At 46.0% G+C, this 24650-nt stretch carries 23 protein-coding genes; 8 read left to right on the top strand and 15 right to left on the bottom strand.

The window, feature by feature from the left end:
* Positions 1–49: 49 nt before the first annotated feature.
* Positions 50–3166 carry a TMAO reductase system sensor histidine kinase/response regulator TorS gene (gene torS, locus SPEA_RS17635; RefSeq protein ID WP_012156559.1) on the bottom strand — a complete coding sequence of 1039 codons (3117 nt, stop codon included), beginning with the start codon at positions 3164–3166 and terminating at the stop codon, positions 50–52.
* A gap of 81 nt (positions 3167–3247) precedes the next feature.
* On the opposite strand from torS, the gene torT reads away from it, so the two are divergent.
* Entirely contained in the window at positions 3248–4312 is a 1065-nt protein-coding gene (gene torT / locus SPEA_RS17640; RefSeq protein WP_012156560.1) for a TMAO reductase system periplasmic protein TorT, read from the top strand.
* 86 nt (positions 4313–4398) lie between these two features.
* Here the strand turns inward: torT and torR are convergent, their stop codons facing one another.
* The 4 genes from torR to SPEA_RS17660 form a co-directional block, all read right to left on the bottom strand.
* Positions 4399–5109, bottom strand: coding sequence for a two-component system response regulator TorR (torR, locus tag SPEA_RS17645; protein WP_012156561.1), 711 nt, complete (start codon positions 5107–5109; stop codon positions 4399–4401).
* A 193-nt stretch (positions 5110–5302) separates the two neighbouring features.
* Positions 5303–6040 (bottom strand): TorF family putative porin, encoded by a 738-nt coding sequence (locus tag SPEA_RS17650; RefSeq protein WP_012156562.1) that lies wholly within the window; start codon positions 6038–6040, stop codon positions 5303–5305.
* A 141-nt stretch (positions 6041–6181) separates the two neighbouring features.
* Positions 6182–7006 (bottom strand): ion transporter, encoded by an 825-nt coding sequence (locus SPEA_RS17655; RefSeq protein ID WP_012156563.1) that lies wholly within the window; start codon positions 7004–7006, stop codon positions 6182–6184.
* Positions 7007–7414: 408 nt separating this feature from the next.
* Positions 7415–7711 carry a winged helix-turn-helix domain-containing protein gene (locus tag SPEA_RS17660; protein ID WP_012156564.1) on the bottom strand — a complete coding sequence of 99 codons (297 nt, stop codon included), beginning with the start codon at positions 7709–7711 and terminating at the stop codon, positions 7415–7417.
* Between the two features lie 183 nt (positions 7712–7894).
* On the opposite strand from SPEA_RS17660, the gene SPEA_RS17665 reads away from it, so the two are divergent.
* Genes SPEA_RS17665 through SPEA_RS17675 form a run of 3 tightly spaced genes read left to right on the top strand, consistent with a single transcriptional unit; the run spans position 7895 to position 10630 of the window.
* Positions 7895–8545 carry a PH domain-containing protein gene (locus SPEA_RS17665; protein ID WP_012156565.1) on the top strand — a complete coding sequence of 217 codons (651 nt, stop codon included), beginning with the start codon at positions 7895–7897 and terminating at the stop codon, positions 8543–8545.
* Positions 8535–10049, top strand: a complete 1515-nt coding sequence (locus SPEA_RS17670; protein WP_012156566.1) for a PH domain-containing protein — start codon at positions 8535–8537, stop codon at positions 10047–10049. The genes SPEA_RS17665 and SPEA_RS17670 overlap by 11 nt, the downstream gene beginning before the upstream one ends.
* A 2-nt stretch (positions 10050–10051) precedes the next feature.
* Positions 10052–10630 (top strand): DUF924 family protein, encoded by a 579-nt coding sequence (locus SPEA_RS17675; RefSeq protein WP_012156567.1) that lies wholly within the window; start codon positions 10052–10054, stop codon positions 10628–10630.
* A gap of 175 nt (positions 10631–10805) precedes the next feature.
* On the opposite strand, the gene SPEA_RS17680 is transcribed toward SPEA_RS17675, so the two are convergent.
* The 3 genes from SPEA_RS17680 to SPEA_RS17690 all read right to left on the bottom strand — a co-directional run bounded on the left by SPEA_RS17680 (position 10806) and on the right by SPEA_RS17690 (position 12275).
* On the bottom strand, positions 10806–11249 hold the full coding sequence (locus SPEA_RS17680; protein WP_012156568.1) for a universal stress protein: 444 nt from the start codon (positions 11247–11249) through the stop codon (positions 10806–10808).
* Between the two features lie 85 nt (positions 11250–11334).
* Positions 11335–11766 (bottom strand): universal stress protein, encoded by a 432-nt coding sequence (locus SPEA_RS17685; RefSeq protein ID WP_012156569.1) that lies wholly within the window; start codon positions 11764–11766, stop codon positions 11335–11337.
* 128 nt (positions 11767–11894) lie between these two features.
* Entirely contained in the window at positions 11895–12275 is a 381-nt protein-coding gene (locus tag SPEA_RS17690) for a SpoIIAA family protein (protein ID WP_012156570.1), read from the bottom strand.
* Positions 12276–12468: 193 nt separating this feature from the next.
* Between SPEA_RS17690 and SPEA_RS17695 the strand changes: the two genes are divergently transcribed.
* The 3 genes from SPEA_RS17695 to SPEA_RS23530 all read left to right on the top strand — a co-directional run bounded on the left by SPEA_RS17695 (position 12469) and on the right by SPEA_RS23530 (position 14800).
* Entirely contained in the window at positions 12469–13896 is a 1428-nt protein-coding gene (locus SPEA_RS17695) for a coniferyl aldehyde dehydrogenase (protein WP_012156571.1), read from the top strand.
* Positions 13897–13918: 22 nt separating this feature from the next.
* The gene (locus tag SPEA_RS17700; protein ID WP_012156572.1) at positions 13919–14491 is read left to right on the top strand and encodes a TetR/AcrR family transcriptional regulator; all 573 of its coding nucleotides are present in this window, start codon (positions 13919–13921) and stop codon (positions 14489–14491) included.
* An 87-nt stretch (positions 14492–14578) separates the two neighbouring features.
* Positions 14579–14800, top strand: a complete 222-nt coding sequence (locus tag SPEA_RS23530; protein ID WP_223296620.1) for a DUF1272 domain-containing protein — start codon at positions 14579–14581, stop codon at positions 14798–14800.
* Between the two features lie 61 nt (positions 14801–14861).
* Here SPEA_RS23530 and SPEA_RS17705 read toward each other — a convergent pair whose 3' ends face one another.
* From SPEA_RS17705 to SPEA_RS17735, 7 genes are all read right to left on the bottom strand, one after another.
* Positions 14862–16226, bottom strand: a complete 1365-nt coding sequence (locus SPEA_RS17705; protein ID WP_012156573.1) for a sensor histidine kinase — start codon at positions 16224–16226, stop codon at positions 14862–14864.
* A gap of 3 nt (positions 16227–16229) precedes the next feature.
* A complete protein-coding gene (locus SPEA_RS17710; protein WP_012156574.1) occupies positions 16230–17759 on the bottom strand; it encodes a sigma-54-dependent transcriptional regulator in 1530 nt (509 codons plus the stop codon).
* 134 nt (positions 17760–17893) lie between these two features.
* Positions 17894–19105 (bottom strand): FtsX-like permease family protein, encoded by a 1212-nt coding sequence (locus tag SPEA_RS17715; RefSeq protein ID WP_012156575.1) that lies wholly within the window; start codon positions 19103–19105, stop codon positions 17894–17896.
* 27 nt (positions 19106–19132) lie between these two features.
* Positions 19133–20434: an ABC transporter permease gene (locus tag SPEA_RS17720; protein WP_012156576.1), complete on the bottom strand. Its 1302-nt coding sequence runs from the start codon at positions 20432–20434 to the stop codon at positions 19133–19135.
* 21 nt (positions 20435–20455) lie between these two features.
* A complete protein-coding gene (locus SPEA_RS17725; RefSeq protein WP_012156577.1) occupies positions 20456–21187 on the bottom strand; it encodes an ABC transporter ATP-binding protein in 732 nt (243 codons plus the stop codon).
* Between the two features lie 107 nt (positions 21188–21294).
* Positions 21295–21585, bottom strand: a complete 291-nt coding sequence (locus SPEA_RS17730; RefSeq protein WP_041411064.1) for a hypothetical protein — start codon at positions 21583–21585, stop codon at positions 21295–21297.
* Between the two features lie 19 nt (positions 21586–21604).
* The gene (locus tag SPEA_RS17735) at positions 21605–22867 is read right to left on the bottom strand and encodes an efflux RND transporter periplasmic adaptor subunit (RefSeq protein WP_012156578.1); all 1263 of its coding nucleotides are present in this window, start codon (positions 22865–22867) and stop codon (positions 21605–21607) included.
* A 539-nt stretch (positions 22868–23406) separates the two neighbouring features.
* Between SPEA_RS17735 and SPEA_RS17740 the strand changes: the two genes are divergently transcribed.
* Positions 23407–24564: a porin gene (locus SPEA_RS17740; protein ID WP_012156579.1), complete on the top strand. Its 1158-nt coding sequence runs from the start codon at positions 23407–23409 to the stop codon at positions 24562–24564.
* Positions 24565–24650 lie beyond the last annotated feature (86 nt).

A 24650-nucleotide genomic window follows, 5' to 3' on the forward strand; every position in this document is an offset into this window, starting at 1 on the left:
TGTTCATCACCCTTTTTTATGTCTGCAGACTTATCAACTTATACTAACTTTAAGTTTTAGGCTGCTCTGCTATCCAAGCCTGCAGGGCAGCTTGTGACGCCTGCCACAACTCCTTAAGCGAGTCATGCTCAGTTTGCTGATATTGGCTTGGGCTCATTGCAGATTTTTCTAACAACTTACATCGTTCAGATAGGCTAGCTAACCCCATGTTCGCGCTGCTGCCTTTTAGTGCATGCAAAATATGACCAATATCGGCATCGACCTTGAGCAAGCCTTCAAAGTGCACCTCACTGGTTTGTTGATAAATCCTAGCTAGCTCATTAACCGTCTCTAACCCTAGGTAAGTTAAGTCTTGGGTTAACTGTACCTCATCGAGTAAAGCTGTATCAGCTCGAACATTGACTAAGGAGTCAGAATCTTTGACTGGCGAAGTTGTCTTTACACTCAGGTCCAATTCCGCGCCCAAGGCTGTTTCAACCTCATTATCGAAGTCTTGCAGCGGTTCGGCATTGCCAAGCCAGCTCGATAAAGCCTGCATATCAAGGGGTTTCATCAAGACTAAGTTGAAACCTTTCTCTTGATAGTTCTCCATATCGTCGGCTTGTAGCTGCGCGGTAAAGGCCGCGATTTCGATTTGATGTCCAGCTTGTCTGTTAACCTCTTGTAGCTCAGCGAGTAACTCGATTCCCGAGCCGTCACCGAGTTGAATATCGAGCATAATGGCATCGAACTGCTTCGCAGTTTGTACTGTATACGCTTTTCTCGCGGCTTCGCAGCTCTTTGCTAACACCGAGCTATGGCCAAGATGAGCAAGAAACCCCTGAGCCACCATGGCGTTAATCTTATTATCTTCAATAACTAAAAGGTTTTTAGCTTGAGTATGAATTACTTGCTGCTGCAGTTCATAGTCCGGACGGTCACACACAACCAGCGGCAGTGAGAAACCAAAACAGCTGCCCTTACCCACTTCACTCGTGACCCATACGCCGTTATGCTCTGTTTGAGTGCCGCTATTCATCAGTTCAACCAGCTGTTTACTAATGGCTAAGCCTAAGCCTGTACCTCGGTCTCGCCCTTTACTTGGCTCATTACTGTATGCCTTAAATAACTTTTTCATCGCCTCAGGATCGATACCGACGCCGGTATCTTGCACCTTAAACTGCAACAAGCCCTGTTTTACTTCGACAACAAGCTCCACTTCGCCTTGAGGGGTAAACTTAATCGCATTACCGAGTAAATTGAGCAACACCTGTCTAAGTTTAGGGCCATCGATATAGATCCACTTCGGCAAATCGACATGGTTTGAGCGCAGGGTTAATCCAGCGAGCCCTGCACCTGCAAGCATAATGGCCACCACTTGATCCAGCAGCTCATTGATATCCACTGCACGTGGTTCATTGGCGAGTTTTCGCTGCTCCAAACGAGAAAAATCTAAGATATCATTCAATACCGTCTGCAATAGCGTGCCGCTGTATTGCGATAGCGCTAACATCTGTTGCTGCGCTGGCGGTAAATTAGAGTGCCCCAGCAAAGTTAATGTTCCCAGTAGGCCATTAAGTGGCGTGCGGATCTCATGGCTCATGGTGGCCAAGAACAGCGATTTTGCTTGGTTAGCCTGTTCGGCCATGTCCCTAGCGATTACATGGCCTTTGGCCTCTTTATCCAGCTGAATGTTGGCCTCGGCAAGTTCTAAGGTTCGCGCTTCAACCTTTGCTTCAAGCGCCTGTTTATGTTCATACAATTCAGCTGCGGTTTCTCGTAGCTCAGCCTGCAGCTTTTGATTATGATCGGTTTTCTGCTTAAAGGCTTTTATCGCACTGGCCATCGCCGCAAGCTCATCATCACCTTGAGTATCGATAGTCACCGCAGTGTTACCTAAACTAAGCTGAGCTAACGCCTTAGTCGCAGCATCAAGCTTCAATGCGATACCTTTGTAGATAACCTTGTAGACCACTACAAAGATCACCAAGAACATCAGTAATCCCGTCATCCATAAGCCGAATTTCGACCAGGTCAGCTGCTTGAGATAGTCACTTCTGGCATTATCGGCCTTGATTCGCTGTAACTGCATGGCGTTAGCTACGACTTCATTGAGCACGTCCAGTTTATCTGTGATGGTTTGTAGTTGCAGTTCCTGCGCCTGATGATACTTGGTGTACTCTTTTTGTAGGCTGAGGCTACTGGGCAGCGTTTGCAGTACAGCAAACTGCCTGGCTAAAGTGTTAGCCCTCTCTGGATCTCGGATAATATGCGTCAAACTAGTGAGGTTACTCAGATAGCGTCCCTGAGAATCACTAATACTCTTATCTAAATGACTTATCTCGAGCGACTCTCGATGAGCTTGCCCAAGTTCCGCTTGCAGCCTTGGAACAGCTACAGAACTCGCTTCAATTAGTCCAACTGCGGGCGCAATCCGGCTACCGATATCACCGACTAGCGGGTAAATACCCGACTCTAACTCGGGAGACTGAAACATTTGTCCCATCAAGGCGATGTTATGCACGATTTTAAGTGCCCGATTGAGCCTCTCTTGGGTATCTAAGTCCTGCTCTATCAGGGTATCAAGCAGCTCAGAGGTTTTCTCGGCTCCCACCACATCGGGATAAGCTAAACTCAGTTTAGACAAAATTCCCGAGTCGACAATTGCGAGCTCGGCCAGCAGCAGCTCGGTACTGATACTTGCCGCATCGACTAAGTCTTTGCCCTGTTTCTGCAAGCTATTGGCAACTTGAATACGCTGGCCGACCAGCTTCCCTAGCTCTGAGATGTCGGCAATGATGTCTGAGGCACTTTGCTCTAGACTCAAGTCAAAATTCACTTCCAGCGCCTTAAGGACCTTAATCGCACTGAGCATGGACGCACTTTCAATGGATAGCTTTCGCCCCACAAACTGACGCTGCGCCTCTCCTTGCGTCTGGCCTAACTGCCCAGCATTCTCAGCCAAGGCATTACTCGAGAGCGCCAACTGACTTGCCGCTTCAGAAGCTGGCAATGCGCTGTTATATAAGTATTTATCGGCCTCTTGAACCCAGCGTAAACTCACACTACCAAGGCTAACCAGCAGCAACAAGAGTAAGGCAAGCAAACCAAAAGCCAGCATTAGACGACCGATTAGGCTTTTTCTCGATAGAGATAATTTAGGCAAAGGGGATTTTGGCAAGAACAATACACTCACTGTTATCTATTAAGCTGATACAATATTATACCAATTGCACTAAATATTTAATCAATTCATCAGGACGTAATCATGGTCAAAGTTTTGCAGCAGAGATTATTACTCGTTGTTGGCTTAAGTTTTTTAAGCCCTCTTGTTAATGCTGCGACAACGCCATCGTCTTGGTCTTTAGAGCAAAGAACGCCTTATGAAAAAGTATTACAGCAAACCACGCCCTTACAACTCACACCACTCACCTCGGCTAAGAAAAGTTGGCGCATTTGCGTCTTAGTGCCACATTTAAAAGACACCTACTGGACAGGTATTAACTACGGACTAGTGCAGCAGGCTAAAGCGCTAAGTCTTAAGCTGGAACTGTTCGAAGCTGGTGGTTATTACGGCCAAGATAAGCAACTGTCTCAACTCGATAACTGCATGAAACACGGCTTTGATGCCATCTTACTCGGTGGCGTTCGCCCTGATATTTTAGATTTTTATCAAGCCCCCATCACTAAACCCGTTATCGCTCTCGTCAATCGACTCAAGCACCCAAAAGTAAATACTCGCGTGGGCGTGAATTGGTACCAGATGGGCTTAAAAACAGGGGAATATATTAAGCAGCAAACCAAGAAGCCTACTACCCTCGCCCTATTAACTGGCCCAGACAAACTCGGTGGTAGCGACTATGTTGAGCAAGGGTTATCTGCCGCCTTGAAAGACAGCTTGGTCTTTATTAGCGCAGTGCATCACGCCGATAATAATCGCAACCTGTATCGAGATGAGCTAGAGGCACTACTCGCTGAGCAGACGCCCGATTACATTCTCGGCAGCGCCGTCGCCGTTGAAGCCGCGGTCAGCATACTGCGTCAACATCAGCTAAGCGGTAAAGTCAAACTGATAAGCAGCTATCTATCTCCAGCGGTTTTACGGGGAATATATCGTGGCAAAGTTGAATTCAGTAACGATGATCAGGTGGTGTTGCAAGGAAGACTCGCCATTGATATTACGGTGCGAGAACTAGAGGGTGCAAAAGCCTTTGGCGATATAGGTCCTAAAATCCAAAATCTATACCCTAGTCACATCAACAAAGAAGTGCTAAAAACCAGCTTACCACCAGCAGACTATTACCCCATTTATCGGGTCAATACTGGATATTGAGCCGCACTTCTACTTTGAACTTCTACTTTAAACAAGGTCATTAACGTCTTGGTTACGATGGATTATCTGACTTTTACCTGTAAACGCTAGTCTTTCACCTTAGCCGCAAACAAGTAGCCTTCACCGTGAACGGTAACAAATAAATCGCTTGATAGCTTGTTTCGCAGGCGACGGATAATCACATCGATTGTTCTGTCGTTTACGTCCTGATCTCTGTGGCTAGTTTGCAACATTAAACGTTCGCGAGATAACACCTGTTGTGGGTGAAGAGAAAAGGCTGTAAGCAACTCAAACTCGGCTTTAGTGAGCTTGATTGACTCGCCGTTGTGGGTCAATTGGCGGCTATTGAGCTCTAATATATAGTCGTTAAATGCGATGATATTGTCATTTGGATCGTCTTGCTCGACACTATCGGCAACGGCCTTTTTCACTAACGACATGCGCCAGAGTAGATTCTTAACTCTAACTAATAGCTCACGTAACTCGAAAGGTTTAGTGACATAATCGTCGGCTCCCATCTCTAAGCCAACAATCTTGTCTATGGTTTCATCACGGCCAGTGACCAAAATAATGCCAACGTGACTTCTACTGCGCAGTTCTCGGGCGAGGCTTAACCCGTCAACACCAGGTAAATTAATATCAAGCATGACCAAATCGATATGCTGGCGATCGAATTCTTGCCACATCTGGTCACCATCTTGAGCTTCGAGGACTTCATAACCCTCTTTCTCAAAATAACCTTTTAACCTAGCTCGAATGACAGCTTCATCATCGACAACTAGTACTCGGTAGCCCATATATCACCTCAACCGCTGTTATTTTTATGCGCGTCTGCTTTATCGCGAACGCATAATATACACAAGTTAGCACGTAAAGCGAGCAGTTGAGTTACTTGGCAACAAATTGCAAAAACGACCCCATATAAAAAAGCCAACTCATAAGAGTTGGCCATTAAGTATCGAGATATTAATTTATATAAACAGCAATTACTTAGAAGCTCTTGCTAACACCGAAGACAACGCGATCATCGAAGATTTCAGTTTGTGTACCATAAACTAAGTGAGTGTCATCCACTGAACTACCGTGATAACGCAGATCGAATGTTAGGCCAACATAATTAGCTTCAACACCTAAATTCCAGTGAGTCCAGCCTTCTGCGCCTTCACCATCGAGATCTTGATAACCAAATGAACCTGATAACTTCACGCCATTGTTAAAATCATAGCTTGGGTGAATTGCATAGTTAACGCCTTGCCAGCCATCGACACCAAACCAATCATCTAATGTTGGCGTCACTTCAAGCTGCACATTAGCCTGACCAAACTGCTTAGCCACGCGAACCCAAAGCTCTGTGTAGTTTGAGTAAGAAGCGCCAGGATAAAGATATGAAAACACCATCACATCATAGGTAAAACCACTGTCACCAAACGCGCCGGCCTTACCGATATAAGGAGCGGTTACGATTTCAAGGTTTGGGTCAGCAAACTTGATGTTTGAAGCGAATACACCTGTGTACCAGCCATCGTCATTGCCCCAGCCTAGAGTACCTTGCACAACAGGTACATCACCATCCATGGTTTCTGACTCACCACGAAAAACATAGTCTGTAGCAAACTTAACGTTACCACTAATCTGGCCACCGAAAAGCTCATTGTCGTCTGCCGCAACGGCTGAGCCCATGCTCGCCATTGCTAAACTGCCAAGCATAATCGCATGTGTAAACTTCATAATCATCATCCCGTTTGTTTCAATTTATAGGTTTTAATCTAAGTCTATAGCAGATCTTACCCGCTAATTATTAATGACCTTGAGAGTAGATATGAACTAACAAACTAACATTATGAACAAATATGAATAGCACAGTACGACTTAACTCGCCTTTCTCAGCAGCAGTGCCTTTAGCTCCTCAATTTGCACTTTAATCTCTGCTACATCTGCTGCGCTAGCAGGTTTATCAGTTGCTTCATCAGAAGCCAGCTCACCACGCATGGCGGCCGTCTCTTGGGTCATCACATCTAGCACGGCTCCTACCATCATATTTAAAAACACGAAGGCAGTTAAAAAGATAAAGCTTAGATAATAGATCCAGCTCAGAGGGTATACCGCCATGGTCTCATACATGATCGATGTCCAAGACTCGAAGGTCGAGATCCTGAACAGGGTCAGCATGGCAACTGAGACATCTCCCCAGAGGAAGTCATTCACATTGGCAAAAAACATACTGCCTACAGCGCCGTATATATAGAAAATCACAAACATCAGTAAAGCGATATAGCCCATTCGGGGGATAGCCTTTAATAGCGCATTCACTAGCATTCTTAGTTCTGGGATCATAGAGACCAAACGCAGTACCCTAAAAATTCGCAATAAACGGGCGAGCAAAATAGCCGAGCCACCAGCAGGAATAAGGCTACCAATAACAATCATGGTGTCGAAAACATTCCAACCGTTACTGAAAAACCGCTTCGGGCCGTCACTGGCAAGAAAACGGATCACAAGTTCAATGGCGAAAAACACCGTAATACCGATATCCAGTACGACTAAGCTTTGCTCCATCCACGCTGGGAGATGATAGGTATGCGCGCCAATGGATAACGCCGACACCACAATGACAAAAATAACAAAACCTTGAAAAACCTTACTATTGTCAATCAGCTTAAGCTTTGACTGCAGGCCAGAAACGTTCGCAAGCACACCTTGCTCCTTTAGAGTAAAAAGAGAATTAAATAGGCATGCACTCAATGGTGTGAGTGCATCGGGGCGCGAAGTGTAATACCAATCAGTATAAGAAGTCGATCTACTCAGAGCGTTTTGGGCAAACTAATTCAAGGCGAATAGCTGAAAGAATGGTTATTCCCTTGTGAAGCTGTTCAACGCAGAAGTAGGCAGCCCAAAACGCTCCAGAATGGCGAGTTTTAGCGGTTCTGATGCTGCGTTAACGAGCTTAACCGTAGAACAACTATGCTCTTCACTCGTTGCCTTGCCTCAGAACCGCTAAACTCTCGCTGGGCGACCGAATCTTTATACTGATTGGTATAGAACAAGGCTTAATTTTGTGTTAAATCAAGCCAGGAAGGTGATTTAAAGCGGAATAAGATAAGCCTAATTCAAAACAGATTCTATTTCAGCAAGGTGCTGCTCAACCCAGTCTCGGTTAATTGCCCCCCAATGATTGATGCGATAAAAGCCCGCATTATTGCGCTCGCCATCTTGCACAAACTCGCACTCTATCGTTAAGTCTCCCAAGACAGCAATTGCATCTTGCAGGGTTCGACGAGGCATTTCAGTCAGCTTATGCAGTGACAATAAGTTATGTCTTTCACTATCGATTAGGTAAGCAATATAGAGCTTCCTAAAAAAAGCACTTTGCTGTTTTGAGGCAGTTAGGTTTAGGCTCATGACGGTCTTATATTTAGAATGATTCAGATAAACTACTTTATTTACAACAAATAACAAGTAATAACTAGCGTACGATAAGATAACTGTTCTGTTGCCAAATATGTCTCGCTGTAGCGGCAACGCCACAGATGCTGATATAGTCAAATTGAATGAATAGCCTTGAATATAAAGACGAGAGTTGAAATGGATAGCAGCAAAAATATCAGCAACGAAGCTGACTCTATTAACGAACAAGCTTGCCATGACTTAATAGCACCGAGTGAGTGGCAAGGCTTCGATCAGGTACTACTTCAGCCTGTCGATAAACGCCATTACACCCAAGTGCTATGCGAAAGCCTGATATTTGGCGGCATCGCGTTTATTGCAGTGTCTCTGGCCGTGTTCCTCCCCAGAGAGCTACAACTTCCTCTATTACTGGCCGTACTGACTGGCCTACTACTATTATTGGCAACCGTTGGCTACTTGAGAGACCGACATGCCAAGTCGCTGGCTTACGCAACATGCGAACATGAACTTATTATGCAGAAAGGCTTTTGGTGGGTTAAACGTACCTCGCTTCCCTATTCGCGACTACAGCATGTTAGCCTGTCTCATGGCCCGCTTGAGCGCCATTTTAATCTATCCACCATCAAATGTTTCAGTGCGGGTAGCGGATCGGCTGAGATTGAATTACCCGGTATAGAGCAAGATACAGCAGAACACCTGCGCCAGCATCTGCTCGCCCAAGCGGCGAAAGCCAATCCGCAACTACCGTTAGAAATGGCTTCGCAACAGAAGGAACTTGAAGATACCCCACAGACCATCACTCCGGAAAGGTCTAACGATGACTCATAAATTTTCACAGTGGTCTTCGCTATCGGCTTGGTCAATCATCAGCTTTACCCTACTAACAACACGGCAGTTATTGAGCAGTGGCTACGCCCTTATTCCAGTTGTCTACACGGGTTGGCAACAAGGATTTAGTAGCCCCTGGGTCATCATCGCAATCCTAGCTGTGGTAGGCCTCATCTTTGTCTTTAGTGTTCTGCAGTGGCTAAAGTTTCGCTTTAAAATCGAAACCGATAAGCTCAATATCAAACACGGTATTGTGTTTAAAAAAGCCGATGAACTGCCCTTCAGTAAAATTCAAAACGTGCGCTTAGAGCAGCCGCTTTACTTCCGCCCCATGGGCCTCTACCGCCTCGTTGTCGAAACCGCAGGCTCTAAAGAAAATGAAGCCGAACTATCGGCATTAGCTTACAAAGATGCCCTAACCCTTAAAAAGCAGTTAATGGCAGAGCATGATGCCCATCCCCAGCAAAGTGAGCACTCCCGTACCCCATCACAAGGCCAACATACATCTAAACAAGTTAAGACTATTAGCCGTAAGAGCCTTAAACAGCTAGTACTATTTGGGCTTTATCAAAATAATGCCATTTGGCTAGCCGTCATTTTAGGGCCAATCTTCGGTCAACTCGATTGGGAGTCGATGGAAAACCTACAATTGATGCAATCATTTATGGCCTGGTATGACAAGCATATTGCTGTCAGCCTGATGCTACAGTTCATCTTCGCCGTTATGGCACTGGTGGGTTTCTATCTGCTATTTTCACTGCTTTCTATCGCCTCTGCCGTGTTGAAATACTCGCCTTACCGATTAAGTCGTAGTGGTAATACGCTACATCGCACCGGCGGCATTATTGCTAAGCAAAACGATGCCTTGGCGATAAGGCGCATACAGGTGATTAAATTCTATCAGCCATTGATAGGCCGCTTACTTAAGCTTTGGACTGTGTACTTTAAACAGGTTCAGGGTCATGAAGTCGAGCAGCGTGGCTCGACTAATATGCTGGTTCCCAGCATGAGCCGTGGTGAAATTGCTCTACTTCTCCCCGAGCTAAAGGGCGTTGAAGCCAGCTCGACTCAGCTACCCAAGCAATATCAACACATTCATCTTGGCTGGTTCTGGCGCCGTGGGTTATTGCCATTATTAGTGCCCGCTATCAACACCTATTTTCTTGGCTTAAACCTGTTTACCGATCTGCTGTGGATAGGTGCAATTTTATTATGTAGCGGGATCTATTTAAGGTATCGACAGTATGGCTATCACCTAGAAGGTAATGACCTTTGGTTTCACTCAGGATTGCTTGGTCACAGCTGGCAACTTATCGCGTTGGCTAAGGTTCAACATGTATCAATAACACAGTCCCCCAATCAAAAACGAAGTGGCTTGGCTAACCTTGAAATTGGCCTCGCCAGTGGTACAGTTAAGCTGCCTTATATCTCTATCATTGCGGCGCGAGAAATTGCAGAGCGATCCCTCGTGCTTATTCATAACGACCATCGAAACTGGATATAGCCATGAACAGACTAGCCACAGAGCACACATCGGCGCAGCCAATTACCCCTGATATGATTATTCACTTCTGGTTTGAAGAGATTGAGCCGAAACAGTGGTGGATAAAAGACGCTGAGTTTGACGAGTTAATTAAGCAGCGTTATGCCAGCTTATTAGCACAAGCAATCCAAGGCGAGCTCTATCACTGGCGGGCTACGCCGCAAGGAAGGCTTGCCGAGATCATCGTGTTAGACCAATTCTCGCGCAACATTTACCGTGACAGCGCAAAAGCCTTTGCCGCCGATGCCATTGCACTGGTGCTTGCGCAAGAGGCTGTCGCGATTAATAGCGACTCCGAGCTAAAAGCTAAGCAGGTGCCGTTTCTGTTTATGCCCTATATGCACAGCGAATCGCCATTAGTGCATGAAGTGGCGGTTAGGCTATTTAGTCGCGATGCAGCTAAAGGTAATTTAGATTTTGAGCTCAGGCACAAGGCTATCATCGACCAGTTTGGTCGTTATCCTCACCGCAATTCCATCTTAGACCGTGAGTCTACCGTCGAAGAGATAGCTTTCTTACAGCAACCGGGCTCCAGTTTCTAACTGCCGCACTGCTTTGACCTAACGAGTAAAAAGACGAACAAAACAGCCACACAAATGATGTGTGGCTGTTTTTGTATTGCATTTTACAGCAATCTTTACGCCGTAAAGGCTTATTTAATCACCTGGCTATTTAGCGGTTTTAACGAATTATCTTAAGCAGCCAATTAGACTCGACTTACTTAACGACTAGCACTGGACACTTGGCTTTATTGGCTAAGGTCTCGGCAATATTAGGGTTGAGTAGATGCGCAATCCCTTTGCGACCGTGACTGGCAATAACTATCATACCAATCTGACCGACCTCAGCCTCTGCAAGGATCTCATCTAAGACATCCCCTTTGCGTAGTACCGTTTTCACCGTCAAGCCATGATTGAGCTCCTGCAAGATCTGCTGCTCTATTTTCTCTAGATTTTCATTGGCCGCGGTCTCTATTTGTCTATCAAGTTGCTCCACAGACTCTACTGCAATGCCATAATGATGCTCACTAAAAGGTTCACTCATCACATGCACCAATCGTAAGCTCACACCATATAGATTTGCCATCTCGATGGCATAGCTCAGTGCATGAGACGCCGTCAATGAAAAATCAGTTGGACATAAAATTTGTCGAGTACGCATAACTTCTCCTCAACCCAGCCTATTTGTACTGGGTTGCAGTCTCGCTTTTAAATGACTCAAACACAGGAGTCATTTAACTGTTGTATTACTTCACCACTAGCACTGGGCACTGAGCGCGATTCGCTACGGCTTCTGCAACGTTAGAATGCAAAAAGTGCGATAGCCCGGTGCGACCATGGCTGGCAATGACTATCATTCCAGACTCTGAGCCTTCGGCCTCTTTAAGAATCTGCTCGGCAGCGCTGCCGTGGCGAATAACAGACTCAACCGAGAGCTCACTCTTGAGTTCAGTTAATAGCTTCTTCATATTATCAGCCGCTGAGTCCTCCATACTCTGAGCAAGCTCTTCAGGGGTCACCGTAAGGATTTGATAATTATCCACTCCCATAGGCTGCTCGATAACATGCACGATACGTAGGCCAACATGGTATAAATTTGCCATTTCAATCGCATACTTTAGTGCATGGGACGCCGTATCTGAAAAATCCGTTGGACATAAGATTTGACGACTACGCATAACTATTTCCTCCAAACATTATTCGCTTGCTATCACCATGATGAATACCGCTTTATGGCAAAGACTTAAAACTTTAATTCAGTGCTATTACTTAAGGCATAAATTAATGCTATTTCCTCATACTAAGGTTAGTCATTAAGCCACTCGCGCGCCTCTTTTTTACTCTCAAAAAACTTAGCATCGTAAGGGGTAAACCAGTCCGTCATTTTCGCCATCCACTCTTGCAGTCGTCCCTCACCTACAATGGCTATTTTCTCGAACGACTTACCGTGGGCAACGCCTAATTTAAGATCGTCCCAGGCGGCGCGCAGCTCCCAACCATCTAGCTCGCTGATATCCGCTAATACATTAATTTCAGGTTCTTCTACCCCAGCAATCGCAGATTCCAACATGGGAACCATATAAAGATAATCTTCGTGGGTTAACTTACCAACAGCAACAAACGTCATATAAAACTTGCTACCACTGCGCTCAATTCCCACAGATATACCATGCCTATCGTTGCTCATTTGATGCTCCTCCGTTTTGAAGTCTGTTGGCTAAAAATAACAGCTTTTGTTAATTCAATTTTAGAGTCTTGACGATTATTGAGTTTGATCTAGCTCACAATTCAATATGATATTTGATCTTTAATCAAAAGTTCATTATTATCAGACCGACTAATCAGTCGGTTACTTAAAGGCCACATCTGGAGCTCAGTTAATGAATATGCATATCGACAATCAGGCAACACAACCTCTCTCGCAAATGCTTATCAAACAGCGCACTAGCTACTTAAAAGAGCCTGCGCCCAATTATGACGCCAGGATTGAGCACCTAAAGAGTCTTAAAGCCGCGATTATCACCTATCAAGAACAGCTAGTGTCGGCACTTAATCGCGACTACGGCAACCGCTCTATTGATGACAGTATCATCTCCGATATCATGCCTTGTATTAACAACATCAACTACAGCCTAAAACACCTTAAGAAATGGATGAAGCCCAGCTCTCGTCATGCTGGGCTGTTATTGTCACCGGCCAAAATTAAGGTGCACTACCAACCTCTAGGTGTGATTGGCATTATCGTGCCGTGGAATTTCCCTATCATGCTGTCTGTTGGGCCACTGATCACCGCTTTATCCGCGGGTAATCGCGCCATGATTAAGCTGTCGGAATTTACCCCAGAAACCAACCAAGTGATCAAAGAGATGTTAAGTAGCATCTTTGATGATAGTCATGTGGTCTGTATTGAGGGAGAAGCCGATGTTGCCGCCGAATTCTCATCCTTGCCATTCGATCATTTGCTCTTCACCGGCTCGACCATGGTTGGCCGCCATGTAATGCGGGCAGCAGCTGATAATCTCACTCCAGTGACTCTGGAACTTGGTGGCAAGTCTCCCGTCATTGTCGCCGACGATATCGATATGGATACCGCTGTCGAGCGCATGATCTATGGAAAATGCTTAAATGCCGGGCAGATCTGTGTGGCACCAGACTATGTACTCGTGCCGCGTGCCAAGTTAGACAGTTTCATTCAAGCCTATAAAAAGAAGTTCATCAACATGTACGGTAATGTCAGTGACAACAAAGATTACGGCAGCGTGATCAACCAACGACAATTTGACCGTATCATGCACGTTCTCGATGACGCTATCGACAAAGGTGCCAACATTATTAGCGCCAACGATGAAGCGATTAATACCGATAAGCGTAAGATGCCAACCCAACTTATCAGCAATGCCAGTGAAGATATGCTAGTACTACAAGAGGAGATCTTTGGCCCACTACTACCAATTATCCCTTATACAAGCCTAGACGAAGCAATAAGTTACGTTAATCAGCGCCCTCGTCCTCTCGCGCTTTATCTGATGAGCTTCGATAAAAACACTCAACAGCATGTACTCAAGCACACTCATTCTGGCGGAGTGTGTATTAACGAAGCCGTGTTTCATGTGGCTGCCGACGATGCGCCTTTTGGCGGCATCGGCCCATCAGGAATGGGGCACTATCATGGTAAAGAAGGCTTCCTAACCTTTAGCCACGCAAAAACCGTACTCCGTCGCGGTAAATACCTCAATACCGGTAAACTGGTGCACCCACCCTATGGTGGCTTTATTCAGCGCCTTTTGATGAAGTTTTTCTTACGTTAACCACAACTGAGCAGCAAATTTGATGAGTCGTATCGACAAAAAACAGGCCATATTAGACACAGCGCTGACGCTTTTTGTCAGCCAAGGTTTTTATGCCACCTCTACCGCCTCGATTGCCAAACAAGCCGGGGTTGCTACCGGCACCCTATTTCATCATTTCGCCTCAAAAGAGGCGTTGATGAACCACCTGTATATATCCATTAAGCAGGAGTTCGCCGATGGGATTCAATCGCAAATCAGTCAAAAGGGCGACTTAGAAAAAGATGCTCAACACCTGTGGCAGGTCGCCATAAATTGGGCGATGGCGAACCCACTTAAACAGGAGTTTTTCCAGCAATACTCTATGTCTCCGTCGATCGCATCCCAGGTAAGACAACAGGCCATGAACAGTATTTTAGGCTTTATGGGCGAGTTAATTCATCAAGGGCAAAAAGCAGGCGTACTAGCAGATTATCCGCTACCCTTAATGCTAGAGAGTTGTCATGGCCAATATTTAGCGGCAACACGATATTTTCTAGACAACCCTGAGTCATGGAAAGATGAAACATATAAACAGTCAAGTTTTGCAATGTTTTGGAATGCAATGAAGACCTAGCTAGTTAGCCAGTGACAACTTATGAATAAGGCATAGAGCTGTTATTGAGTTAAGGATAATTTATTCAAAGGAGTGAATATGTTAAGAATGAAGACTAAATGCGAGCAGTGCCACACACCACTTACACGTAAAGACACCGCTTATATCTGCTCATTCGAAGAGACCTACTGCAAAAGCTGTAGCGAGAAACTGGATTTTACTTGTATTAGGTGTCAAGGCGTACTTGTACTTAGGCCCTCAAGGAAAATTAAACCCTTTAAAGTGCCCGCCTCTAAATTAAAAATCCTCGCTTTAGCTAACTCTTGCTAGATTCAAAACTTGAATTTATCAGTTTAGTAGAGGGGGCATGCTCTCTCTATCGTAGCTCTGTCTATGCATAGGGTAACCAGAGGCTCACACATAGACCTTTATCATCCCGATGATGTAGGCTAATTCGTCCATCGTGCGCCTCAACTATCTCTCGACAAAGAGGCAAGCCTAAGCCTGTACCGGATTGCTTTGTTGAGTAAAAAGGCAATAACGCTTGTTGCAGTACATCTGCCGACATTCCTAGACCTTCATCTTTTACTTCAATATAGATCCCGCTGCTGGGGTCCACTTGATTTACCTCTCTGATCTCTATGGTGATCTTTGTCAAATCTGAGCCCGATTCATGGGCGTTTTTCAGCAGATTAAGCAGTACTTGCTCCATCTGAATCAAGTCCAGACTAACCTGATTTTGAGGTAGCTCACCCACGAGCTCAAACCGATAATGCTGTTTTAGTTGCTGAATGAGTGAATGCCAATCGACAGGCAACTTTTGCGGCAATGGCAATTTAGCAAAACGAGCATAGTTGAAGATAAACTGGCTCAGATGACTGCTTCTATCTTCGATGGTATCGAAAATAAGCTTCAGTTTTGGATCGTTGAGCTCTTTGGTGATCATTCGCCCAGAGTTAACCATAGAAGCTATTGGTGCAACCGAGTTATTCAGCTCATGACTGATGATGCGAATCACCTTCTTCCATACTGCCACCTCCTGCCTATTTAGCTCTCTAGTCAACTGCTTTAGTAACACCAAGTGATGAAACTGACCGTTTAACAGAAACTGGCCTCGGGACAAGTGCCAAGTTTCTAGATCACTCTCACCAGCATCATGCTTTAGCGAAAACAGACCATCTTTAGGATTATTAAGTGCCTCACTCAAAGATTCAGGGGCATCTGTCAACAATTGCGATAGGCTCATACCTTCAACACGTTGACCGCTATTAAACAAATGTCTCGCCGCATCATTGGCATAGATGACCCGCTGTTCATCATCGAGTAGCAGCATCACGTTAGGCGAGCTTTGTATGACTTTGTCGAGCAGCAATTCACGTTGATAAATGTACTGCCGCTCTTTACGCAATGTCTGCGCCGACTCATTAAACAGAGTCGATAATGCTCTTAATTGGCTGTCACCACTGACAGGTATACTCACGCTAAAGTCATTATCTTTAAAGTTAAGTAAGCCGACCTCTAACGCTCTTAAACTCGTCGCTAAGTCGCGAGTGCCGATGTAACTAATACTGGTTACTAACAGCAAAGACAGAGTAAATAACAGCAAGTAGAGCCAGGATTGCTCTACAACATTTTGCTGCACCGCTACAGGTGACAGCCATAACAGGCCTGTGAATGCCAGCAACAAGCCCGTAGCTGAAGCGAGCACTGCGCTGATAATAAGCTTAACTCTAAGAGAAACCACTGTATTGCTCATGAATTACTTATCAATCCCATACTTGTCCATGCGCCGATATAAGGCTTGTCGACTTAAGCCCAGAGCCTTAGCGACACGAGCTATCACGCCTCTATGCTGGTCGAGCGCCGCTTCAATATTGGCTTTTTCAGCTTGTGGCGTCTCTGTGCAACTCTGTTCAGTATTACTCGACTCATTATTACTCGCTTCGGGGTTACTCATCGGCTCCGCCGAAGAATGCTTAGCTGAAGCGTACGTTTGAGTTTGAGGGCTTGCTGACTTTTCAACTAAAGCCCCTGCAACAAAGTTTGTGACAGAGCTAGTAACTGGATTAGTTGCATCATTAGTCGCAGAAGTAGAGACGGGCTCAGCCATACTGGTATGAATTACGAGCCCAAAATCCTCGACGGTTAGCTCAGGGGAATTGGCTAATATCACCGCTCGCTTACAGGCATTTTCTAGCTCGCGCACGTTACCTGGCCATGAGTGTGCCACCAACGCCTGCTGAGTCTGGCGCAACAGTGAAAAGTCGGTGCCAATAAAGTGTTCAACCAACGGCAATACATCATCTTTACGCTCATTAAGTGCAGGCAAGGCTAACTCAATCACATTGAGGCGGTAGAACAGATCCTCACGAAAACGCCCAGCTTGAATATCTTGTGCCAAGTCAGCATTAGTGGCACTTACCACTCGAACATTGACTCTGCGGGTTTGATGGCTACCGAGTCGCTCAAACTCACCGGTTTGCAATACTCGCAGTAACTTCACCTGCCCAGAAAGTGGTAAATTACCTATCTCATCTAAAAACAATGTACCGCCATCGGCCGCTTCAAATCGTCCAATACGAGCCTTAGTTGCGCCAGTATAAGCGCCTGCCTCAGCGCCAAACAGCTCCGCTTCAAGCAAATCCATCGGCAACGCGCCAATATTGACCTTGATAAAGGGCTTGTACCTCAAGGGAGAATTAGCGTGAATGATATCGGCTAATTTATCCTTACCCGCGCCGTTGGGGCCTGTAATCAACACCGACACATCAGATTTTGCGATCTGCAGGGCTAAATCCACACAGCGCTGCATGGCGCCACTGTTAAAAACGATACCACACAGTTCCGCGTCTTTAATGGCCACCATACGCTGGCTTTCAACTCGGCTTAACTGAGCATTTTTCTTAGACAGTCGATGCAGTGAAATAAGGTTGCTGATGCTGTTGAGCAACTTGGCATCATCCCAAGGTTTGCCCATGTAATCGGCGGCGCCCTCTTTGACTAGCTCCACGGCAAGTTCAAGCTGGGTCCAAGCGGTGAGCAATATGATAGGCAGCTCTGGCTGCAGCTGTCTAAAGCCATAAAATAGATTACGCCCCTCTTCACCTGAGGTGGTGTCTTGGGTGAAGTTCATATCTTGTATCACCAGCGCCACGTCATGCAACCGGATGAGTTCGAGGGCGACGTCAGGCGATAAGCAGGTAAGTGTTTGATAACCGCTCAGCTCTAGCATTAACGCTAAGGCATTACACACGGCTTGGTTATCATCGACAATCAGTATGGTTTCCATAAACTCTTTAGTATTTATTCTTCATTCTTTATTTTTGGCTGGCTATCAAACTAACTGAAAGCCGAACAGAGTTAAAGCAAAGCTCACATTCGGCTAACAATTAGATAGCATTTATTGGCGTTAACAGTAGTGGATTACACGCTGCGAGTCGCTATCGCGGGTGAAATTTTAGCGGCTTTTTGTGCAGGTAAGATCACTGCAATAGTGGTCAACACAAGTAGGCCTGCTACCGTGGCTATCGGATAGACAAGCTCCAGTTTAGGCAAACTATAAAGCGACATCAGTTGCTGACCGAGCAGCACCGCAATCAAACCTCCTAGTAGCCCACCAGTGAGGCACAAGAGATAATTCTCCACCAGAAAGAAGCTGATAATGTCGCGCTTCTTTGCCCCAAGGGCTCGGCGTGTGCCTATCTGTTTAGTGCGGCGCTCGATGTTAAACATCACCATGCCCGCAAGACCTAAAGAAGTGATAAGCAGTAGTAGCACCACCATCATAGACAACACGGTCGCCATCAGCTCATGGTTACGATATACGTTATTGCGGTGTTCACTAATGGTTTTAAAGCCACGAACCACGCGATTAGGGTGCTCTTTATGTAATGCCGCAGGAATCGCTTCTTTTAGATCTGCAATAGCAGACTCATCGGCGCGCACTAAAAAGCGCGTAAAGGAGGATGCCAGTTCCACATTGAGGATCACGCTACGGTTTAAGTTATCGTGATCAACCCATGCACCTTGCAAACGCTCCACCACGCCAATAATTTTCATCGGCTGATCACCGATGTTACCCCGATACATCACTTGACCAACCGCTGACTCATCACCAAAAGTGTCTTTAGCAAAGTCAGCTGAAACTATGGCTAAAGTTGCGAGCTCAGGGCCACCACTGCTGACTTCATCGGGATAAAAATTACGCCCCTCAATTAGCTGAATACCTAAAGTTGAGATCATCTTCTCATCACCATAATAGATAGCCGAACTGGGGGTATCCTTACGATCCTCTTCACTGCTTCCATGGGAAAAGTTCGATGACCAACCACCACCGCTCAAAGGAGTCATACTGGTTGAGGTGGCAGCCTTAACACCGTCGAGGTTACGTATTATCTCGACATCAATCAGGTTCTGCTCATTAGCGACAATAGCGTCATCGAAATTATAGATGGTTAAATCAAACACTTCGGACTCTGCAATCCCAGACTCTCTTGCCATCAGGCCGACACGCTCGGTGATAATAAAACTGGCATTTGCCACAATCGCTACCGATAAAATGATTTGAATAAGCAGCAACAGAGGGCCGCTTTTATTACGCATCAACATGCTTAATATGGGTTTAATTTGAAACATAAATGAAGTCCTTTCTCATTCTGTAGTTTATTGACTCTTGAGGTAGACACTTGGGTTGGTGCTACATATTCGCCATGCAGGGTAGATCCCGGCAATAATGGCAGCGCTGACCGCAATCACGGGGGCAATAACCCACATACTTTGATCCAATTGGGCCAGCGATGCTTCAAGCTCAAACTTAGATGATAAGAAATACAAGTTGATCCATGCCCAGAGTAGCCCTAGTGCGCCGCCACAAAAGCCGATTAAGCCCACCTCGACTAAGTGCTGAGAGAAGATCTGTAAGCGACTGGCACCAATCGCACGCCTAACCCCCACCTCGGGTGCGCGCTTTAAGAATTTAGCCAATAACAAACCGAGCATGTTGACTAAACAAACGATCAAAAATAACGCGCTTAACCCCACCAACACCTTGTTATCTTCTGGGACCACTTTGTTAACGTTCAACCATTGGGCGACATCTTTAATCTCACCACGGGCATCTGGGTGCTTAAAGCGGCCAATCTGCTGTTGCTGCTCAACGTAACGTCCTAACCACTCTTGATATTCTTGCTGCTTGGCAGGCGTATCTAACTCAACCCAATATTGCAGCCAATGCATTTCAGAGTTAATTCTGTCTTGGTAGTTACGAATATCTTCATGACGCCAAGAGTTGTTATTCCCCCAGCTCGAAAACTCCTCGATGGGCGCCATTGAAAAAGGCACATAGATCTGCTCTGAGTCATTGAAAGCGCCGTTGTTTACATCGTAATACTTCGGACTTGGGTTCCACTCAGCAATAACCCCCACCACTTGATAAGGCTTACGGTTTAGCATTAAAGTTTTACCAACACTATTGCCGCCACCAAAGGCTTTTTGGTTGATACTTTCATTAATCACCACCTTGTAGCCACCTTCTGCATCTACCTGCTTATTCCAAGGGGTGCCATAGATAAATGGCACATCAAATAATGCGAAGAAATCACCAGTAGTAACCCTCACCCCCTCTAAAATAGGCGAGAAGTTCACATCTTCGGTCTGCACCGCAAGACCCGTTCGAAACATTGCCGCCTGTCTTACAGGCACATCACTCTGGCTCAAGTTAAATGCATCTTGATAGGTGATCTGCTCGTTAATCATGTCCCAGGTATCATTGTCTTGGCTCATCAGCTGCACAGAAAACAGTTGTGCTGAGCGTTCTCCGGCCGGATTCACCGACGCCATCTTATAGATATTCAAGATGGTGATGGTGATGCCTATGCCGATGGAGATGGCGAGGATCATCAACAAGGATAGAAACGGCGTCTTTTTGATGCTGCGCCAAGCTAAATCCAGATAATAAAAAAACATCATGCTCTCCTTATCAATCGATTAAGCAACTGAAGCTGTCTTGGCTACCGCCTCAGCTTTACCTTGACCGGTGCCTGCTTGATACATGGTGAAATCACACACATGACCATCGACAATCTGAATATTACGCTGAGCACGACGAGCCAACTCCGCATCGTGAGTTACCATGATAATCGTGGTGCCAGCCTTGTTAATATCTTCAAGTAGCTCCATCACTTGGCGCGCCATTAAACTATCGAGATTACCAGTCGGCTCATCGGCGAGTAAAAACCTTGGCTCACCCGCTAACGCTCTAGCTATCGCCACTCGCTGCTGCTGCCCACCTGAGAGCTGCGTGGGAAAATGCTTCATTCTCGAGGCGAGTCCCACCTGCTCTAGCGCACGTTCGACCCGGATTTTTCGCTCCTTAGCATTAAAACCGCGGTAACGCAGCGGGACCTCGACGTTCTCGGCCAAATTTAGATCAGAGATAAGATTGAAGCCTTGAAAGATAAAGCCAATCTTCTCGTTTCGAATCGCTGCACTCTTGTTGTCACTCAGATTTGAAATATTCACACCATCGAGAAAATAGTCACCATGGGTAAAACCTTCGAGTAAGCCAGCAATGTTCAAGAAGGTGGTTTTACCCGAACCAGAAGGCCCGGTAACTGCAACAAACTCGCCTTCCTTGACCTCTAAGTTAAAGTCTCGTAATGCATGAGTTTCCACTAAATCCGTTTTAAATACTTTGCTGATGTTGTTCATCGATAACATGGTCTATATCCCTTTAATTCTGTTTATCAATCTCACTAAAACTATCTGTTTGTTGTAATCGACAGCTTTCTATAATCGACAACCTTATGTATCAACTGTAGCGCCGCCTACTGGCTAATCGAACTCACGATGCACTCGAGTGCGCCGCCGATTAGCTCCCCAATGAGCCCACTCCCACTCAATGTAACGTCAGATATAGTACTAACGCCCGGCTGTGCACCAGTGCCAAACTCAATCAGGTTAAGCCCCAGAAACATCCAGTCTCCCGCCCTATTGGTAGAGACCTGCACCGCGACCACCAAAAGTATTAATACTGCTGCGGTGATGACTTGCTGCTTATTCATTTGCTTAACTCTGCGACTAACTTTGCTATTAACTCTGCTAATAGTTTTATTCATTGTCTGCTTCCTTACTCGGCTAGCGAACGATCACTTGCGCTGCTTTATTAAATGGCTCAATGCTCGAGGTCACCCAGATATCTCCTTCTTGGCCGCCTAGGATCACTTCGATATGGCTCATGCTGCGTGCACCTAACTGAATAGGGGTCTGCTCGGCAATATCGCCATGCATCACATACACCTCCTGTCCGCCACCGCTGTTAACAAAAGATCCACGCTTAACCATCAACACATCGGGCCTGTGCTCCAGTAATACTCGCGCCGCCAAACGCTGGTTTTGGCGTAGCTGCAGACGGTCATTTTGCTCAAATCGCACCCTTGCGCTCACTTCACGGTTACGCACCTCGGGAGAGATAGAAGACAGCTCGCCCATCACTTTCTCCGAGCCGAAGCTCAGCTCAACGACCATACCTATGCCTAACTCATCGGCATAAGACTCTGGCACTGCAAGCTCGGCCTCGAAGGCGCTGAGATCGACAACGGTCAAAATGGGTTGGCTCTGACCAATACGTGCTTTTTGCTCCGTAAGCCAATTACCAATAATACCTGCAACGGGCGCGATGATATTCAGTGCCGCCACTTGGCGTTCGAGCTCTTTGACCACCAGCGCCTGACGGTCAACTTCTAGGGAGGTGTTCTTAAGCTCGAAGGTTAAGGTGTCTTTCATTAGCAGTGCTTCTTGACCCGCATGGGCAAATAGCAATTTGGCCTTATGCAGATCATCTTTACTCTTTTCGAAATCAATTTTGCTAATTAGCTTTGACTCTATCAACTGGTCGCCACGGCGACTCTCTCGATCAGCCGCTTCTAAATCCACCTTGGCCATATCCAAAGTTTGTTGCGCCTTTAGCTGTTGACGACGAGCATCGAGACGAGCACGCTCCAGCGAGCTTTTCATCCCCTCAAGTACTGCTTGCTGCTGCTTTAAACTGTTGGTTAGCTTATGGCTTTCGATGGTGGCCACCACCTCACCCAGCTCAACCTTGTCACCGGGCTTAGCAATCAAGGTAACCGAGCCCTGTTCCGGGCTATATAAGACAGGCGCATTGGCAGCAACAATCTTGCCTGTGGTGGGGATATCGCGAATAAGAGTACCGCGCTCTAAGGTTGCGAAACGCAGTTCAGAGCGTTTAATTGAAGTGGCAATCGAGTCTCTGTCCATGCTCGACCAGACAAGTCCAGAAACAAGTAACGCCGCAAGGCCAAACATCAACGGACGTTTTATTTTGCTCGCCTTACTCTGCTGCTTTATCACATCTTGTGCGCTAGTGTCCTGAATCATCTGCTTTCCCTAAAGTGTCCGTTCTAAGCATTTATCGCTTTCGATAGGTCTATTAATACAAGCCCTATGCCAAAAACAATTAAACGCTAATAAACAGCAAGTTAATTCAACTCAGTTAACATTGACTATTAAAAGTGTCCGCGGACACCCGCTAAAAGTGTCCGATTAATTAACGATTATGTCCGATATGGGGAAAGTGTCCGATTTGAAAGAAGGTCCTAGGTTCTAGGAAGAGCAGGGACTAGGTGCTAGGAAAAGCTAAGAAAGAGCACAGGTGATGCTTTTTGCTTTTCCTAGTAGGGCGCGAAGCGTCCTAGAACCTAGCTCCTTCTTTTAACCTTTTAACAACGACATTTCACTTTCAGCACGATATTTAACGATCCTCTTTAACGATATTTCGTGGTTCAGGGATCTTGCTCCAACTTATTGTCGATCCCCACCTATTTAGCTCCCTTGGCACGTTAGCTGCTCTGTAAGGCGTAATTGGTAAAAACCAATCATTGATTAGCTTTAACAAAATAAAAAATAGGGAAAATGACATGAATAAGAAACTGTTGGCGCTTTTAATCCCGTCGATTTTAATAGCAGGTTCTGCGCAGGCCGTTGAGATCTACAATGATCAAACGAACAGCATAAACATGATGGGTTGGTTAGGCTTTGCTGCCATTAATGACACTCACGACACTGCCGTCGTCGATAACTTCTCTCGTGTAGGCTTTCGCTTCGATCGCCAAGAGAAGAACGGCTGGCGCAGCTTTGCTCATACCGAATGGGGCATTAACATGGTCACCAGCGATGACTCGCTAAGCTACAGCGGCGGTCAACTCGGTGCAGAGAAAAACTCTGACTTCTTATTCAACCGTTTAGGCTATGTGGGTTTAGCAAACGACAAATGGGGAAGCTTAACTTTTGGTAAGCAGTGGGGCGTATACTACGATGTGGCCTACACCACCGACGTACTTAACGTCTATACGGGCTACTCTGTTGGAGCCTACACCTTTGGTGATGGCGGCCTAACCGGTGCTGGTCGCGCAGACTCAGCCTTTGTATACCGTAACTCATTTGGCAACTTGAGCATTGCACTGCAGTATGCCGCTAAGCAAAATGGTGATGTAGCACTGTATGACAAAGATGGCATCGCACTCGACGACGGTTCACACGTTGAATTTGATACCAGTTATGGCGCTAGCTTAACCTACCACTTTACCGATAAATTCAAGGTACTTGCAGGCATTAACCGAGGTGACTTCACTGGTGAACTTGCAGGTGAGCGCGTTGACGATACTAACGAGATCATAGGTGTGGGCGCACAATATGGTTCTTTCTACCAGTATGCACCTAATCGCGAAGCCGATGGCTTCTATGTGGGTTTCAACGCTCATAAGAGTAAGCAAAATGAGCTAGTAGCGGGCGAGCTATATGACTCGACTGGCAGTGAGTTTTTGATTGCCTATCAGTATGAGAATGGCTTTGTACCTAGCTTCCTACTGTCTTACCAAGACTTAGATACCGATGCTTCGACAACGATTCAAGGTGACTGGACCCGCCAATTTGCGGTACTCGGTCTACATTACCGTTATAGCAACGACACAGTGATGTTTGCCGAAGCAAAAATCGATTTCAGCGACATGGACGATAAGAGCTTTGAAAACCTTCAGGACAATAGCTACGCTGTCGGTATTCGCTACTTCTTCTAGTTATAGCGGATTTGTTTTCACAAAGCAGTGAGAACTACCCCTTAGTTCGACTCAATCCAGGATAGATTGAGTCACTACTTTCTCGT

It is taken from the genome of Shewanella pealeana ATCC 700345 (assembly GCF_000018285.1).
Taxonomy (GTDB): Bacteria; Pseudomonadota; Gammaproteobacteria; order Enterobacterales; family Shewanellaceae; genus Shewanella; species Shewanella pealeana.

Coding starts and splice junctions, on each gene's coding strand:
- SPEA_RS17725 (WP_012156577.1), bottom strand. CDS start 21,187: ATGTTATCGATGAACAACATCAGCAAAGTATTTAAAACGGATTTAGTG.
- SPEA_RS17680 (WP_012156568.1), bottom strand. CDS start 11,249: ATGCGTACTCGACAAATTTTATGTCCAACTGATTTTTCATTGACGGCG.
- SPEA_RS17730 (WP_041411064.1), bottom strand. CDS start 21,585: ATGAATAAAACTATTAGCAGAGTTAATAGCAAAGTTAGTCGCAGAGTT.
- SPEA_RS23530 (WP_223296620.1), top strand. CDS start 14,579: ATGAAGACTAAATGCGAGCAGTGCCACACACCACTTACACGTAAAGAC.
- SPEA_RS17720 (WP_012156576.1), bottom strand. CDS start 20,434: ATGTTTTTTTATTATCTGGATTTAGCTTGGCGCAGCATCAAAAAGACG.
- SPEA_RS17715 (WP_012156575.1), bottom strand. CDS start 19,105: ATGTTTCAAATTAAACCCATATTAAGCATGTTGATGCGTAATAAAAGC.
- SPEA_RS17675 (WP_012156567.1), top strand. CDS start 10,052: ATGAACAGACTAGCCACAGAGCACACATCGGCGCAGCCAATTACCCCT.
- SPEA_RS17660 (WP_012156564.1), bottom strand. CDS start 7,711: ATGAGCCTAAACCTAACTGCCTCAAAACAGCAAAGTGCTTTTTTTAGG.
- torR (WP_012156561.1), bottom strand. CDS start 5,109: ATGGGCTACCGAGTACTAGTTGTCGATGATGAAGCTGTCATTCGAGCT.
- SPEA_RS17670 (WP_012156566.1), top strand. CDS start 8,535: ATGACTCATAAATTTTCACAGTGGTCTTCGCTATCGGCTTGGTCAATC.
- SPEA_RS17695 (WP_012156571.1), top strand. CDS start 12,469: ATGAATATGCATATCGACAATCAGGCAACACAACCTCTCTCGCAAATG.
- torT (WP_012156560.1), top strand. CDS start 3,248: ATGGTCAAAGTTTTGCAGCAGAGATTATTACTCGTTGTTGGCTTAAGT.
- SPEA_RS17740 (WP_012156579.1), top strand. CDS start 23,407: ATGAATAAGAAACTGTTGGCGCTTTTAATCCCGTCGATTTTAATAGCA.
- SPEA_RS17700 (WP_012156572.1), top strand. CDS start 13,919: ATGAGTCGTATCGACAAAAAACAGGCCATATTAGACACAGCGCTGACG.
- SPEA_RS17685 (WP_012156569.1), bottom strand. CDS start 11,766: ATGCGTAGTCGTCAAATCTTATGTCCAACGGATTTTTCAGATACGGCG.
- SPEA_RS17710 (WP_012156574.1), bottom strand. CDS start 17,759: ATGGAAACCATACTGATTGTCGATGATAACCAAGCCGTGTGTAATGCC.
- SPEA_RS17665 (WP_012156565.1), top strand. CDS start 7,895: ATGGATAGCAGCAAAAATATCAGCAACGAAGCTGACTCTATTAACGAA.
- SPEA_RS17705 (WP_012156573.1), bottom strand. CDS start 16,226: ATGAGCAATACAGTGGTTTCTCTTAGAGTTAAGCTTATTATCAGCGCA.
- SPEA_RS17690 (WP_012156570.1), bottom strand. CDS start 12,275: ATGAGCAACGATAGGCATGGTATATCTGTGGGAATTGAGCGCAGTGGT.
- SPEA_RS17735 (WP_012156578.1), bottom strand. CDS start 22,867: ATGATTCAGGACACTAGCGCACAAGATGTGATAAAGCAGCAGAGTAAG.
- SPEA_RS17650 (WP_012156562.1), bottom strand. CDS start 6,040: ATGAAGTTTACACATGCGATTATGCTTGGCAGTTTAGCAATGGCGAGC.